This is a genomic window from Enterocloster clostridioformis (assembly GCF_020297485.1).
Lineage (GTDB): Bacteria > Bacillota > Clostridia > Lachnospirales > Lachnospiraceae > Enterocloster > Enterocloster clostridioformis.
In genome coordinates this window covers 4248199-4261397 of record NZ_JAIWZC010000001.1, presented here as the reverse complement: position 1 = coordinate 4261397, position 13199 = coordinate 4248199, and the positions used below count along the sequence as shown (strand labels likewise).

Annotated in this window: 12 protein-coding genes; 1 reads left to right on the top strand and 11 read right to left on the bottom strand. The window is 50.4% G+C overall.

The genetic code is table 11. The features are described 5' to 3' along the window. Positions 1–2: 2 nt before the first annotated feature. From gmhB to LA360_RS21410, 5 genes are all read right to left on the bottom strand, one after another. Entirely contained in the window at positions 3–584 is a 582-nt protein-coding gene (gene gmhB / locus LA360_RS21430; protein ID WP_057571526.1) for a D-glycero-beta-D-manno-heptose 1,7-bisphosphate 7-phosphatase, read from the bottom strand. Between the two features lie 58 nt (positions 585–642). Next, on the bottom strand, positions 643–1713 hold the full coding sequence (locus tag LA360_RS21425) for a GHMP family kinase ATP-binding protein (protein WP_022201495.1): 1071 nt from the start codon (positions 1711–1713) through the stop codon (positions 643–645). Between the two features lie 34 nt (positions 1714–1747). Continuing rightward, a complete protein-coding gene (locus LA360_RS21420) occupies positions 1748–2455 on the bottom strand; it encodes a nucleotidyltransferase family protein (RefSeq protein ID WP_022201494.1) in 708 nt (235 codons plus the stop codon). Between the two features lie 136 nt (positions 2456–2591). Then, positions 2592–6539 carry a glycosyltransferase gene (locus LA360_RS21415; protein WP_022201493.1) on the bottom strand — a complete coding sequence of 1316 codons (3948 nt, stop codon included), beginning with the start codon at positions 6537–6539 and terminating at the stop codon, positions 2592–2594. Positions 6540–6545: 6 nt separating this feature from the next. After that, positions 6546–8084 (bottom strand): ABC transporter ATP-binding protein, encoded by a 1539-nt coding sequence (locus tag LA360_RS21410; RefSeq protein ID WP_022201492.1) that lies wholly within the window; start codon positions 8082–8084, stop codon positions 6546–6548. A 479-nt stretch (positions 8085–8563) separates the two neighbouring features. On the opposite strand from LA360_RS21410, the gene trxA reads away from it, so the two are divergent. Further along, on the top strand, positions 8564–8896 hold the full coding sequence (trxA, locus tag LA360_RS21405; protein ID WP_270269637.1) for a thioredoxin: 333 nt from the start codon (positions 8564–8566) through the stop codon (positions 8894–8896). A 67-nt stretch (positions 8897–8963) separates the two neighbouring features. Here the strand turns inward: trxA and LA360_RS21400 are convergent, their stop codons facing one another. The 6 genes from LA360_RS21400 to LA360_RS21375 all read right to left on the bottom strand — a co-directional run bounded on the left by LA360_RS21400 (position 8964) and on the right by LA360_RS21375 (position 13043). Then, on the bottom strand, positions 8964–9179 hold the full coding sequence (locus LA360_RS21400; protein ID WP_003524187.1) for a hypothetical protein: 216 nt from the start codon (positions 9177–9179) through the stop codon (positions 8964–8966). Positions 9180–9217: 38 nt separating this feature from the next. Further along, a complete protein-coding gene (locus tag LA360_RS21395; protein WP_225537643.1) occupies positions 9218–9538 on the bottom strand; it encodes a TIM barrel protein in 321 nt (106 codons plus the stop codon). After that, the gene (locus LA360_RS21390; protein WP_038259221.1) at positions 9529–9723 is read right to left on the bottom strand and encodes an apurinic/apyrimidinic endonuclease family protein; all 195 of its coding nucleotides are present in this window, start codon (positions 9721–9723) and stop codon (positions 9529–9531) included. Before LA360_RS21390 ends, LA360_RS21395 begins: the two co-directional genes overlap by 10 nt. Positions 9724–9955: 232 nt before the next feature. Then, entirely contained in the window at positions 9956–10543 is a 588-nt protein-coding gene (locus tag LA360_RS21385; RefSeq protein ID WP_002585788.1) for a hypothetical protein, read from the bottom strand. A gap of 62 nt (positions 10544–10605) precedes the next feature. Further along, positions 10606–11748 (bottom strand): mandelate racemase/muconate lactonizing enzyme family protein, encoded by a 1143-nt coding sequence (locus LA360_RS21380; RefSeq protein WP_038259223.1) that lies wholly within the window; start codon positions 11746–11748, stop codon positions 10606–10608. Between the two features lie 20 nt (positions 11749–11768). Then, on the bottom strand, positions 11769–13043 hold the full coding sequence (locus tag LA360_RS21375; protein ID WP_002585786.1) for an SLC13 family permease: 1275 nt from the start codon (positions 13041–13043) through the stop codon (positions 11769–11771). Positions 13044–13199 lie beyond the last annotated feature (156 nt).

The window sequence follows — 13199 nt, the reverse complement described above, 5'->3', positions numbered from 1 at the left end:
CCTTAGTCTGCCTGTCCTTTCTCAATAATCCACTGAGCTGCTTTTACAAGGTCCTCCGCGTAGTAATCATATACCGGAGAGGTCCCTTCCTTCTCCTCCTGGCCGCGTATCCCGCTACCATAACCGGTTCCCACCAAAATGGTGGTGAGACCGTAGTTATTGCCGGCTTCCACATCCAGCAGTTTATCTCCTATCATAAAGGAATGGGGCTTATCTACCTCAAACCGCTGTGCGGCCGCCTCAAACATGCCGGTACCCGGCTTGCGGCATCTGCACTCCTTCTTATATGGGCCGGTTCCGTGCTCCGGATGATGGGGACAGTAGTAAAATGCGTCAATGGACGCCCCCTGGCCCTCCAGGATATGGTTCATATAAACATGAAGGTTCCTCACGTCCTCCTCGCCATAATACCCTCTGGCCACTCCCGCCTGATTGGTAACCACCACCAGACGGTACCCGGCCTCCCTAAGCATCCGCAGCGCCTCCGGCACTCCCGGAAGGATCTTCAGATCCGAAGTCCTGTGCAGATAGTGTACTTCCTCATTCAGAGTCCCATCCCGGTCCAAAAAAACAACTCGCTCCATTGCACATCCATCCTGTATGTTATATTCCTTGTTTCAATCCGTGCCCGGTCATTTAACATTAAATGTTAAACCTGTACTCGCCATTGGGCATATGGACCTTCACCTGGTCATACTTCCATCTCGATTCATCCGCCACCCAGCTCTGGGCGCCGCGCAGTTCAAAATTCCAGTCCGCCAGCTGTCCTCCTGCCTGCTCCATGCGGGCAGCCACCTTGTGGAGCACATTGTAAGGGCAGTACATGAGAAGGTAACCGCCTCCGCCTGCTCCCAGAAGTTTGCCTCCCAGGGCGCCTGCCTTCAGAGCCTCTTCATACAGCTGGTCAATCTGCGGATTTGTTATCTTGCTGCTCATGCGCTTCTTGCTCTGCCAGCCATAGTCCAGAAGCTTGCCGAAGCTGTGGAGATTTCCCTTTAGCAGCTCATCCTTCAGGGCATAGGCCAGGGCCTTTACCTCACACATGGCCTCAAAGGCATCCTTTTTCTCATAGTTTTGCACCTGGTCCTTGATGATATTGGCAGAGACATGGATTTTTCCGGTATAGCAGAGAAGGAGATTATACTGGAGCTCGTGTATGATGTCCTTTTTAATGCGCAGAGGATTTACCACCACATTGTTGCGTCCGTGGAATTCAATAAAATTGAAACCTCCAAAGGCAGCCGCATACTGGTCCTGGTATCCTCCGTCAATCTTTAAATCCAGGCGTTCCACCTGATAAGCAAGGTCCGCCAGGGCATATGCATCCATCATCACACCCTTCCAGCGGGCCATGGCAGTGAGCATGGCCACCATGACGGTGGACGAGGTTCCAAGGCCGGAGCCGGGAGGCGCGTCGCACTGAAGGTACACTTCGCAGCCCTGGTCAATGCCCATGGCATTAAGGGCCGCCGTCACCAAATCCAGTTTTCCGTCATACACATAATTTTCGCTTGTATTATATTTCACTGTCATGTCAAAGTCCAGGGAATGAACCACAATCTGGTCGTCCTCCCTGGGCACAATGGAACAGTAGGCATATTTATTGATGGTGCTGCCGATGATGGCCCCTCCCTGCTCCTCGCAGAATGGTGCCACATCCGTACCGCCGCCTCCAAAGCTGACCCTTAAAGGCGCCCTTCCTCTGATAACCATATGTGTCTCCTCTCTCTGTCTTTCGTTTAGGCTGTCAAATGACCGCCTTATTCTTTACATCCTTCTGAAACTGGAAATACGCCTCCGGAATGCCAATGTCAATAAAATACCCGTCATTGACAAAGCCTCCCAGACGCCTTCCCTCTGACAGCCACCTGGGTATCATGTCATTTTCCAGCGACACCTTTCCCTCCGGTATTTCATCCAGCAGCCGCTGTTTCATAAGGTAAATGCCTCCGTTGATCGTCCCTTCCCTGGCATCCTCTGTCTTTTCATTAAACCCGGTCAGGAATCCATCCCGGTCCAAAACCGCCTGGCCGTACCGCGAAACGTCGGGCACCCTGCGCAGTACCAGAGCCATATCCAAATTCTGGCTGTCCTGCTGTCTCAGGAGCCGTGTATAGTCAATCTGGTAAAATGTATCCCCATTCAGCACATAAAAACAATCCTCTGTGATAAACCTGCCCGCATTCTTTATGGCCCCTGCCGTACCCAGAAGCGTCTCCTCATAGGCATAATCAGCATGAAACCCAAAAGCAGCCCCATCACCGAAATGCTCCTCCACCATAGTCCCCTTATATCCCACGGCAAAAACAATATCCGTAACCCCATGGCGGACCAGCTCACGGGTCACATATTCCATAAAAGGCTTCCCTTCAATCAACGCCATTGGCTTGGGCCGGTCGCTCACCACACTGCGAAGCCTGGTCCCCAGACCGCCTGCCAACAAAATAGCCTGCATTCAACATTTCCTCCTATACTATTTCTCCCCCGGCGGACATCGTTATACCTTAATTTTGCCAGCACAGACTGAGCGGGAGCGCGGTTGCATTGTCCGGGCATGCTGGCTTTGCGGCGCCCCACGCGCCTCTGAGGAATCAACGAAAGTCCCCCTCCACCGCCTTCCAGGCTCCATCCAGGCTATAGTGCTTCTTTATATAATCCTGGGTCCTGTGGCAAAGCTGGTTTAAACGTTCCTTGTCCTGATATAATTCCACGGTCTTTCTGGCAAAGGATTCTGCCTGGTCCTCTATCTCCAGCACTGTGTCCGCAAAGGGAATTCCCTCTGCCCCTGTGGATGTGGTCACAATGGGGGCTCCGTTGTAAATGGCTTCCACTACCTTTCCCTTCACGCCGGCCCCGTATCTCAGCGGCACCACCACCACTCTGCACTGGCCGTAGAGCTGCGCCAGCTCCTCCTCGCTCACAAAACCTTTGATGATGATTCCGCTTTCCGTCTCCTCCAAGGCCTTGATTTCATCTGTCACCTTGGAGCCTGCCACATAGAATTTCACATCCGGCAGTTCCCTGCGTATAAGAGGGAATATTTCTCTGGCAAACCACAGCACCGCATCCGCATTGGGCGGATGGGCGAACCCGCCTACAAACAGCAGTCCTTCTCTCTCCCCAAAGTCATCCTGTATGTTATCCAGGAAGGTGTCATAGACATACGCCGTAATGGCCTTTGCGGGAATGCTTCCGTCGATGGCGTGAATGGCGTTGATCTCCACATAAGAAGGATAATAAGAAACAGCCGCCTTGTGCATCATGGTCAGCTCCACGGATTTCCAGTAATCCGCCTCCCTCTTAATGTTGATATCGCCGGTAAGCTCATATTCCCTTCCCAGACGAAGGAAGTGCAGGTCGTGTCCATAATAAATCACCTTCATATTGGTGTAATCTTTTATAAAATCCACATACTTGGCGGCAATATGGGGACGGTTCAGGTATGCAAATGATATCTCGTCTCCATTTGTCTTTAACCAGTCCCAGATACCTGCCGCGTATGTGTCTCCGTAGAGAACCTCGATTCCCATTTGCAGAAGGGTAGTGGTATAGGGCTCCTCATGAAGGAAATTATCTCCCAGGAACTTCACCACATAACCCTTTTTCAGAAACATTTTCAAGTACTGGTAGGTTGTCTTGGAGCCCGCGTCCCTGTCAAAGGTGGGTACATAGTGGTCCACCACCAGGATGATTTTCTTTCCCTGGCTGCGCTCCCTGGCCCTGAATGGATTGGGATTTCCGGTGTTGACACACTGCTTTTTAAATTCCTCCGCCCATTTTTCCTTCAGCTTTTTACTGTTCTCCACTTGGTAGCGTTTCAGACCTGTTCCGTTTACATCCGTACCGTTGGAAACACCCTCAAAGTGGATCACCTTGGAGAGAGGCTGGTAGACAACCCTGTATCCGGCCTTTCTCACCTCAAAAGCCAGATCCGAATCCTCGCAGTAAGCCGGGGCAAACCGCTCGTCAAATCCGCCAATCCGCTTCCACAGAGCCGTGCTCAGCAGGATGGCAGCCCCCGATATATAGTCCACATCCTTTACATAATTGTATTCTGCCTTGTCCGGATCATCCAGACGGCCGTAGTTCCAGCCGGAACCGTCACTCCAGATAATGCCTCCTGCTTCCTGGAGGCGTCCGTCCGGGTACACCAGCTTGGATCCGACCATGCCGATGGAAGTATCGGACTCAATCAGGTTCACCAGGGAGGAAAGCCAGCCTTCTGTCACCTTGGTGTCATTATTGAGGAACATGATGTATTTTCCCCTGGCAGCCTTTGCCGCCTGGTTGCAGTTGCGCAGGAAACCCTGGTTTGTCTCATTTCTGCGGATTACAAGTCCATCCACATACCGGTTCAGCTCTGCCGTCGCATCGGCTGACACGTCGTCGGCAATGATGACCTCATAGGTGACATCCTTTGTAAACTCTAGGATGGACTGGAGGCACGCATAGGTATAGTGGACCTGGTTATAACAGGGAATCACGATAGAAACCATCGGACCGTCCCATGTTTCCGCGCCGCTGCCCGCGTCTGTATATCCACCCCTGCCCGGCACTTGGGGAAATACCAGTCTGCCGTATTTGAGATATTCCTCACCAATCTTAAAATCGCCGTCTATCTGGTTGCGTCCCTCTTTGGTGGCGTACAGCCTGCCGTAACGCACCGGATGCTTCACTGTATTAAAACAATAGTTGAGTATCTTGCGTTTGCGCGTGCCCCTTGGAAATGCCTTGTTGACCTGGGCTCCCAGCCTGCGCCGGGCTTTGAACACAAGGGCTTCATGCCCGTTGAGATAGGTTGCCAGCTTGCCCAGCTCGTCGATTTCATGGCGCAGGTCCTTAATCATCACTTCCAAATTTGCCACATGGTTATTGGTAAGGCGCTGTACCTCCTGCTCTTTACGGATTTGAAGGTTCTTTTCCTCCACCTCTGCCTGAAGCTGGCTGATACGGTCCTTTGCCTGCGACAGGGCCCGGTCTGTCTCCTTAAGTTCAGCCAGGGTCGTGACTTTCTGCCGGTAATTCACCAGGTATCCCTGGACAGCGTCCCCATGGACATAGGACTGGAAGGAATCCTCCATGGACGCGTACACAGATGCCATCTCACTTCCTATGCCAAACTCCTGTAAAAATTCCTCCAGGTCAGTATATGACATCAAGCCCCGGTATTTATAATAGAAATAAGCCAGATTGCGGTACTGTACAAAACGGGCAGGAACCGGGAAATCAAAGACCCACTCGTAATCCAGACAGTACAGCTGCTCATCCCCGTCCGTTTCTGTAATCATCAGATTCTCAAAGAGCCCGTCAATGTTGCTTACTTTATAAGAAAAATCATCAAAATCCGGAACCGGCCCAAAGGTCCGGGTAAACTCCGGCGTCACGGAAAACGGAACAATCTGGTCCTCCGTCACATCATAGAGAAACTGAAGCGCTGCCTTAATGTCCTCCACAGGCGCCCTGCCGTCTCTGATGCCCTGGCCCAGACGTTCTGCCAGGGTGATACCTTTCAGGAAACAGAACTCCACCTTGCTGCCGTCCCCGGATATCTCCGGCTCCAGGATTCTGACCCTGGGATTCAGCTGCCTTAACTGCCGGCATTTTTTTCTCAGGGAAAGGATGTGGAAGCTTCCCGCCCCGTCCAGAGCAGCCTTCTCCACCCGGCGCTCTCCGTTCAGTTCCCGTATGCTGGTACGAATCCGGAATTCCTCTTTTCTGGTACGGTTATACTTCGCGAAAATGGTTTTCTCCTGTCCGCCGCCCTTAGAGGCAATAATCAGGAAGGAATTGGCAAACCGGCCAAAGTCATTTTCCTCAATCAGACGGTCATACACTTCCCCTTCATTGAGGCAGGCATACCGCGGACTTTCATAGGACACAGACGGGCTGGTGATTTCTCCCTTTCCCGGCAGATACCGGTCTGAGTAAAGTGATATGGGCATTCTGTGGTCGGGCACCGGATAATAGAAATCCGCCCGGGTGAGTCCTGCCCCCTGGCAGGCTTCCTCCGCCTGTTTTCTGGTACAAAAGCCTTCCTCATGGTTTCCCCCTGCCAGGTACCTGAGTCCCAATGCATTTTCACACGCAATTACCAGACGGCCTTCCTGTTTCAGAAAGGAGGCGCCGAAGGTAACTGCATCCCGTATTTCCTGCCCTTCCCTGAGTCCGCCGATAACCACAAGGTCAAATGACGGCTCCGGCTGTCCTGCCTGCGTCCCCGTCTTAAAGCCATATGTGATATTGCTGTAAGCCTTGTTGCGCTCCTGATTTACGGCCAGGTTTTCATCCGCTTCGTCCATGACCGTCACATGAGCGCACCTGGAGGCCAGCAGTCCTGTCAGAACGCCATAGCCTGAGCCAATCTGAAGCACTTCCCCGCAGCCCGTATAATCAAGCCACTCCAGAAGATTTTCCCTTATGTCAGACAGCGCGTGGAGCACCTCCGGCCTGGACTGATTGTCCAGGGCCTTCCTGATACCCTCAGGACCGCTTCCATATTGTCTGAATAAATCTAATATTTCATAACTGATATCCTTCATGGAAAGTTATAATCCTCCGTTCACAGTTGGGCGCGCATTACCGACCTGGGTATTCCCGGCCTCCACCTTCTCGGCCTTTACCTGGGACTCCATATCATACACCCCAACCGTATTTTTATTGGAAATAACCGTAATATTGGTCACGTTGTACAGGCGGTGGTACACCACATGCTCACCCTGCTCAAATCCGGTACAGCTCATGCTCAGCAGATACTCCCCGCCCTGGAGTGTCATTTTCTGGGTGAATTCCACCACATACTCATCCCCGCGCTTCACAGGCTGGATGTCGGCGCCTTCAAACATGGTGTTGGTGCCAGTAAGCTCCGTACCCTTTTTATCCTTTATAGTATAGGTAAAAATAGGGGACTGTATCTCTGTATTGAAATGAATCCGTTCTTTTATGGTAAACATCTCACCTTTTAACAAAAGGTTGGTGATATTTCCCCTCTCGTCAAAAAGACCCAGGTCCACAATCTCAGCCCGGCCGTCCCCGTATTCTGTACGGTCATAATTAATGGTCAGCTGGTCCTTCATGAGACGGCTTCTCTCTAATCCCATACCACCGGAAAAATCAGACATCTCCACATCGCCGGATTTTGTTCCTGCTCCTGCCTGGCTCCGGGCAGTTTCCTTTCCTTCCGCTCCTGCTCCGGTATGTTGCCCATTACCGGTATATTCCGGAGCATTACCGGTATGTTCCGGACCATTACCGGTATCTTCCTGCCCGCTTCCCCCTGACAAGCTCTCCTTCTGCTGTCTTTCCCGCTCTAATTCCGCCTTTAAGGAGTCCAGCTGTCCGGCCAGAATCTTCTTATACATATCCACCACGCGGCCGGCAGGGCCTTCTGCGATGAATTCTCCCTTGTTCAGCAGCACCACCCGGTCACAGTATTTAATAATGCTTCCCATATCATGGGTCACCATGAGGATGGTGGTCCCCTTCTGGCGGATTTCCTCCATCCTGCGGTAACATTTTGACTGGAAAAACACATCGCCAACGGAAAGAGCCTCGTCTACAATGAGGATTTCCGGGTCTACATTGATGGCCAACGCAAAAGCCAGCCGTACAAACATACCGCTGGAATAAGTCTTTACCGGCTGATACACGAAATCCCCGATTTCCGCAAATTCCAGAATGTCCTGAAGCTTGGCGTCCATCTCCTTTTTCGTGTAGCCCATCATGGTGCCGTTCATATATATATTTTCAATACCTGTATAATCCATATTGAATCCGGCCCCCAGCTCTAAAAGAGCCGATATCTTGCCGTCCACCTTTACCTCCCCGGTGGTGGGGGTAAGGACCCCGGTAATGATTTTTAATATGGTGGATTTGCCGGAACCGTTGGTGCCGATGATTCCCACCGTCTCCCCCTTCCTTACCCTGAAGGAAAGCTGGTTCAGCGCGTAAAAATCCCGGTGGTAATTCTTATGGGAAATACTCATGGATTCCTTCAGACGGTCAATGGGTTTCTCATATAATCTATATACCTTGGTCACGTCCGCAACGTCTATGGCATATTTATTGTCCTGTTCTTTCACTGACATAGCATTCTCCATCTCTATGCATACTTCTCCACTTTAGGCATAAGTATAGCATAGAATGCAGGATTTTTATACCTTAAACCAAATTTTTCAAAAAAAGTTAAGAATCCCCTTGACATATATAACTGTATATACTATAGTTACAGTATTAACTGTTCAATCTTTGGTTACAGAAAAGGAAGCCCGAGGAACTTCCTGACACAGAAGCAGTCCTTTTGGTCCACTGCCGCACCGGCATCCGCAACAAGCGTGCTTCAGACCAGCTGGTGGAATTGGGAATACAAACATTTCTATGATTTTGGCAAAATTGTGGACTGGCCCTATGAAACAGTAAAGGAAAATTAATTTATATTAGAGCAGCTTAACATTACAAGCTTATATATAAGATTAAAGAATGAATGTTCGGTGATTTTTATCACATAACACAAGTACAAAATGTGGTATCCTATAATCAATAGAGCAAATCACAAAAAAGAGAAAACCTGGAGGTAATAACTATGGAATTGAAACATTTGAACAAGGATGAATTTGAGCAGGCTGTAAACGCTGATGACGAGCTGGTGGTTGTGGATTTCTTTGCAACCTGGTGCGGCCCCTGTAAGATGCTGGGTCCTGTCATAGAACGGGCGGCGGACAAATTTTCAGACGTACATTTTTATAAAGTAGATATTGATGAGGAGATGGACCTGGCAGCCCGCTTCCAGGTAATGAGTGTTCCCACCCTTATCTACTTCAAGCGCGGCGAGGTATTATCCAAATCAATCGGTCTGGTTTCACCATCAGATATTGATAAGGAAATCAGCAAGTTAAAATAATAAGCCACCGCACATTTTTGCATTCCTTTTTGGCAGGCCGGTTCCTCAATTGGATCCGGCCTGTGTTTTATCCCTGTTCCTTTAACTTCCCATTGAGCTTGGCATAAATCCGTTGGCGTATCCACGGCTCGGAGGATGCCCTAAGCGAGTCCTCCAGGCCGAACCAGGCTGCCCCGCTGTTACTTTTTCCGTAGCTTTTCACCGGTTTAGGTCTGTATTCCTTATTCTGCAAATCCTCTTGAATATCCAACAAGTATTCTTCTACTCCGTATTCCTCAATCATCTCAAAGGTAATGCCATCTATTCCAGCACTTCCCTTGTTTACTCGTACTTCTTTCCATGCCCGCCACAAAATATCCAGGCGAAAGATACGGTCATCGAATCCCACATGTGGCAGGCATCCATGCAAACCCCGATTTGATCCTTTTGGACCACCCGGTCCAATATCTCCTTCAGTTCTTCAAACCTTCTCCCCACCTCGCTTCCCTTCCCGGACATGGTTTCTAACAGCACCGTTGTCTTCATGTCCGGGAACATCACATGGTTCAGCCCCTGGGTGATCTGTTCAATGGCGCTGTCCAGAGGCTGGTCCAGACGGCTGCCCGGATGAAGATTGTACAGGTTTCCCGGCATCAGCTCCATCCGTGCTTTTGCAAAATGTCCAGGAATGTCTCGATCTCCCCCGGTTTTAACTCCTTTGCCCTGGCTCTCCGGGGATTGCGGATGAACAGCTGGAATGTATTGGCACCGATTTGGACCGCGTCCTTTGCCAGAGCGGCGTATCCTTTGGCAACTGAAAGATGGGTTCCGATTGATAATTCTTTCATGTTTCGTTGGCCGGCGTTTCTTTGGTCAATGTTTCATGTCCCTTACAATGTTTTTTGCAAATATTATATTTCTTCATAATGATATTATCTGTCTTAGCAGCTCAATTATGTATGGCTGGAAACAGCACGAGAGCGGTTCAAAAACCGCTCCCACAGATAATCATTTGCCAAGAAAAGAAAAACATTCCCGGCCAGAAGGAATCCTTACCGGGAATGAATATTTAAACCACTTTTAAATCAGTTGAATCCTATACGCGGTCGTCTGCGGGGGAATACTTGCCGTCATAAAGTTGGCATGGGTGATCCTGACCATCTGGCCGGGACGGAGAGAATGGATACTGATAGGTCTCCCTGCGCGGTCTGTGATCGGCGTGGTGTTGGGAACACTGAATCTGATCTGGCTGTTTATATCACCGCGGTTTCCGGTGTAAATAAAGCCATTGCATGCATCCACATCCGCAATACGGTCTGTTGTCACAGAAGTCTCCTGGATCCTGCTCCGCACAACAATCATAAACGCATTGGATTGAGGCGGGATACTTCTTGTCATGCGGGAAGAAAAAATGGCATTGATCCACATTCCTGGCTGGATCCGGCACAGACCCACACTCTGTCCAAAAGAATTTATAATAACTGTATTTCTGTTTATATTCAGCTGTAAGGTCTGGATGGAAACCATCTGTCCGGCTTCCGGCATGGAGTAAGAGATCAATATGGTTCCGTTCGAATTGTTGATACAGGAGCTGTCCTCCACAAATGCATTATCAATACGCAGGGCATTTCCCTGCCGGACGATGGTTCCTCTGGGGTCGTTGTTCATAGCTATCCTTAACTAATATGTTGTTTGATATTATAGTATGAGGATTTTGGGAACCTGTTCCATTATACGTCATACACCCCGCCATCATAGGCAGTTTGTGCGGAAATGCTTCTCTGTCTGGGCGGGAACTTCTCCGTAAGGTTCTCCGCCAGTTCAATTCCGATTCCCGGTGCATCCGGGATCACAATGTATCCATCTTCCTCCCGGAAAGGTTCGGTGGTCATCTCCGCCTCATTTCCCTGGTGATAGAAGGATGGGAACTCCTGGATGGCAAAATTGGGGATGGCCGCGTCCAGCTGCAGGCAGGCCGCAGTGGAAACCGGACCCAATGGATTGTGAGGCACGATTTTGGCATAGTTCGCCTCCGCCATGGCCGCCACCTTTTTGGAGGGAGTCAGGCCGCCCAGGGCGCAGACATCCGGCCGGAGGTATCTGGCAGCCCGCTTCTGGAGAATTGTTTCAAACTCCTGGATATTGATAAAGCGCTCTCCTGTTGCCACCGGAATACTTGTGCCCTTGGCAACATCCGCCATGGCCTCCGGGCTGTCCGGGGGGATCGGGTCCTCCAGAAACAGGGGCCTGTAAACCTCCACCCCTTTTGCAAATGCAATGGCCTCACAGGGATCCATACTGCGGTGGCATTCCAGGATCAGGTCAAAATCCCTCCCCACCGCTTCCCGGCAGGCCCTCACCCGCTCTATGTAACCTTCCACCTTGCTGTTATAAATACTGGATGACCGGTCCGCCTGGGTTCTGGTGATATCACCTGTGATCATCAGACGGGCCGCGTCATATCCCTTCTGTTTTAAGTTCACGCAAAATTCAGCCATCTCCTCCGGCGTATAGCAGAAAACCGCCTCGTAGCTTCTGACTTTATCCCGGCATTTTCCTCCCAGCAGTTCGTAAACCGGCACGCCCAACGCCTTACCCTTGATATCCCAGAACGCAATATCAATGGCGGACAGGGCGCTCATGATCACCGATCCCCTGAAATACATGCTGCGGTACAGATAATTCCAGTGGTGCTCGATCTGAAATGGATTTTTGCCCAGAAGATAGCTCTCAAAACGTCTCAGCACTCCCTCCACTCCGTCTAAAAAGCCCCAGGCCCCGGCCTCGCCCGTACCGTGGATCCCCTCATCCGTGTTGATCCTGATAAATAAATATTTGCTTGCCGGAATGATCTCCAAACCAGTAATCTTCATAATGGTCACCTCATTCTTCATTAATAAAACGGAAACATGATAGGCAGTGTAAAAATGCAGACAATGGTGATCATAACCGCCAAAGGTGTTCCGCATTTCAGATAATCCTTTAGTGAATACCCGCCCGGCCCCATGATCATGATCTGGCAGGGAGCCGCCATGGGGGTCAGGATAGAGGTAGAGCTGGCAATGAGCACGCCCATCACAGCCGCCCTTGGGTCCACCCCAATCTTTACACAGGCAGCTGCTACCAATGGAATGAAAATAGTCACGGTTGCCAGATTGGACATCACCTGAGTCAGAATGAATGGAATAATGAAGAACACTGCCATGATGACATAGGGGTTAGTGGTATTGCCCAGCAGGGAGATCATCCAGTCCGCCACCACATCCCCGGCCCCTGTTATCTTGATGGCGTCCGAGAGGGCCAGAACACCGGCAAACAGGAACACGGTGGGCTGATGAATAGAACCCAGGGCCTCGCGCTCCGACAGCACACCGCACAGGACCAGGAGGCATGCCCCAATGGAGGCGGTAAGGTACATCTTAATGCCGATCACAGATTCCAACAGCATACAGGCAATGGTGCCCAGGATAAGGATGACAGCCACCTTTTCCTTGGAAGGTGTCAGCTGGCTAACCGTGTCCTTCTTCTGAATGTTATCCGAAAATTGGGAATTATCGATGTCGGGCATGAGACGGTAACCGATAAATACCATGTAGGCCAGTGAAATCAGCAGAATGGGGATCCTGGCAATGGTAAAATCCCAGATTGAAAACGGGGTGGAAGCGCCCGCCTTGATCATAACATCGCTCCAGGTCATATTGCTGGCGCCCTGTCCCAGGAATGTCATGGCGGTAGCTATGTTGGCAATGGCCATGGCGGGAAACAGCATCTTACTGCGGCTGGTGCCGATCTCATTGGCAATCCCCACCAGAAGGGGAATCATGATGGCAGCTGTGGCTGTGGCGCTGGTCAGACAGGCCAGGAATCCAGCCACTAAGGATGAGATCAAAATTAGCATTTTGGGATTATTTTTGTAGCGGACCACCAGTTTTTGGGCCCTGTCCAGCAGACTGGTCTTGGTCAGTGCAGCGCCGATCACAAACATGGCAACAAACATGACCACATTGGTGTTGATGAAACCGCTTAAGGCTTCGGCCGGCTTCATCACACCGGTAAGAATAAGGGCGAGAATGATTCCCGCTGAAATGATGGAAAATGGGATTTTTCCCGATAAAAACGCTATGATAGTACACAGCAATATAATGAGCGTAATCTGTAAAGGTGTCATGGTATCCTCCGTATGGTTAGAGTGTCCCGGATCCTTTTGGTGTCCGGGAGTACTCGTTCTTCAATGACCGCGCCGTCCTTTGATATACTTATCATAATGCAGTCAAATGTAGATGTACAGCTCAATATTTTCAATATTTATCAACTTTAACTCAAC

What these genes read in the sequence shown, in the direction of transcription:
- LA360_RS21390 (WP_038259221.1), bottom strand. Translation starts at nt 9,723, where the DNA reads ATGAAAGAATTATCAATCGGAACCCATCTTTCAGTTGCCAAAGGATAC.
- LA360_RS21410 (WP_022201492.1), bottom strand. Translation starts at nt 8,084, where the DNA reads ATGTCAGTGAAAGAACAGGACAATAAATATGCCATAGACGTTGCGGAC.
- LA360_RS21415 (WP_022201493.1), bottom strand. Translation starts at nt 6,539, where the DNA reads ATGAAGGATATCAGTTATGAAATATTAGATTTATTCAGACAATATGGA.
- LA360_RS21425 (WP_022201495.1), bottom strand. Translation starts at nt 1,713, where the DNA reads ATGGTTATCAGAGGAAGGGCGCCTTTAAGGGTCAGCTTTGGAGGCGGC.
- LA360_RS21385 (WP_002585788.1), bottom strand. Translation starts at nt 10,543, where the DNA reads ATGAACAACGACCCCAGAGGAACCATCGTCCGGCAGGGAAATGCCCTG.
- LA360_RS21375 (WP_002585786.1), bottom strand. Translation starts at nt 13,043, where the DNA reads ATGACACCTTTACAGATTACGCTCATTATATTGCTGTGTACTATCATA.
- LA360_RS21420 (WP_022201494.1), bottom strand. Translation starts at nt 2,455, where the DNA reads ATGCAGGCTATTTTGTTGGCAGGCGGTCTGGGGACCAGGCTTCGCAGT.
- LA360_RS21380 (WP_038259223.1), bottom strand. Translation starts at nt 11,748, where the DNA reads ATGAAGATTACTGGTTTGGAGATCATTCCGGCAAGCAAATATTTATTT.
- gmhB (WP_057571526.1), bottom strand. Translation starts at nt 584, where the DNA reads ATGGAGCGAGTTGTTTTTTTGGACCGGGATGGGACTCTGAATGAGGAA.
- LA360_RS21395 (WP_225537643.1), bottom strand. Translation starts at nt 9,538, where the DNA reads ATGGAGCTGATGCCGGGAAACCTGTACAATCTTCATCCGGGCAGCCGT.
- LA360_RS21400 (WP_003524187.1), bottom strand. Translation starts at nt 9,179, where the DNA reads ATGATTGAGGAATACGGAGTAGAAGAATACTTGTTGGATATTCAAGAG.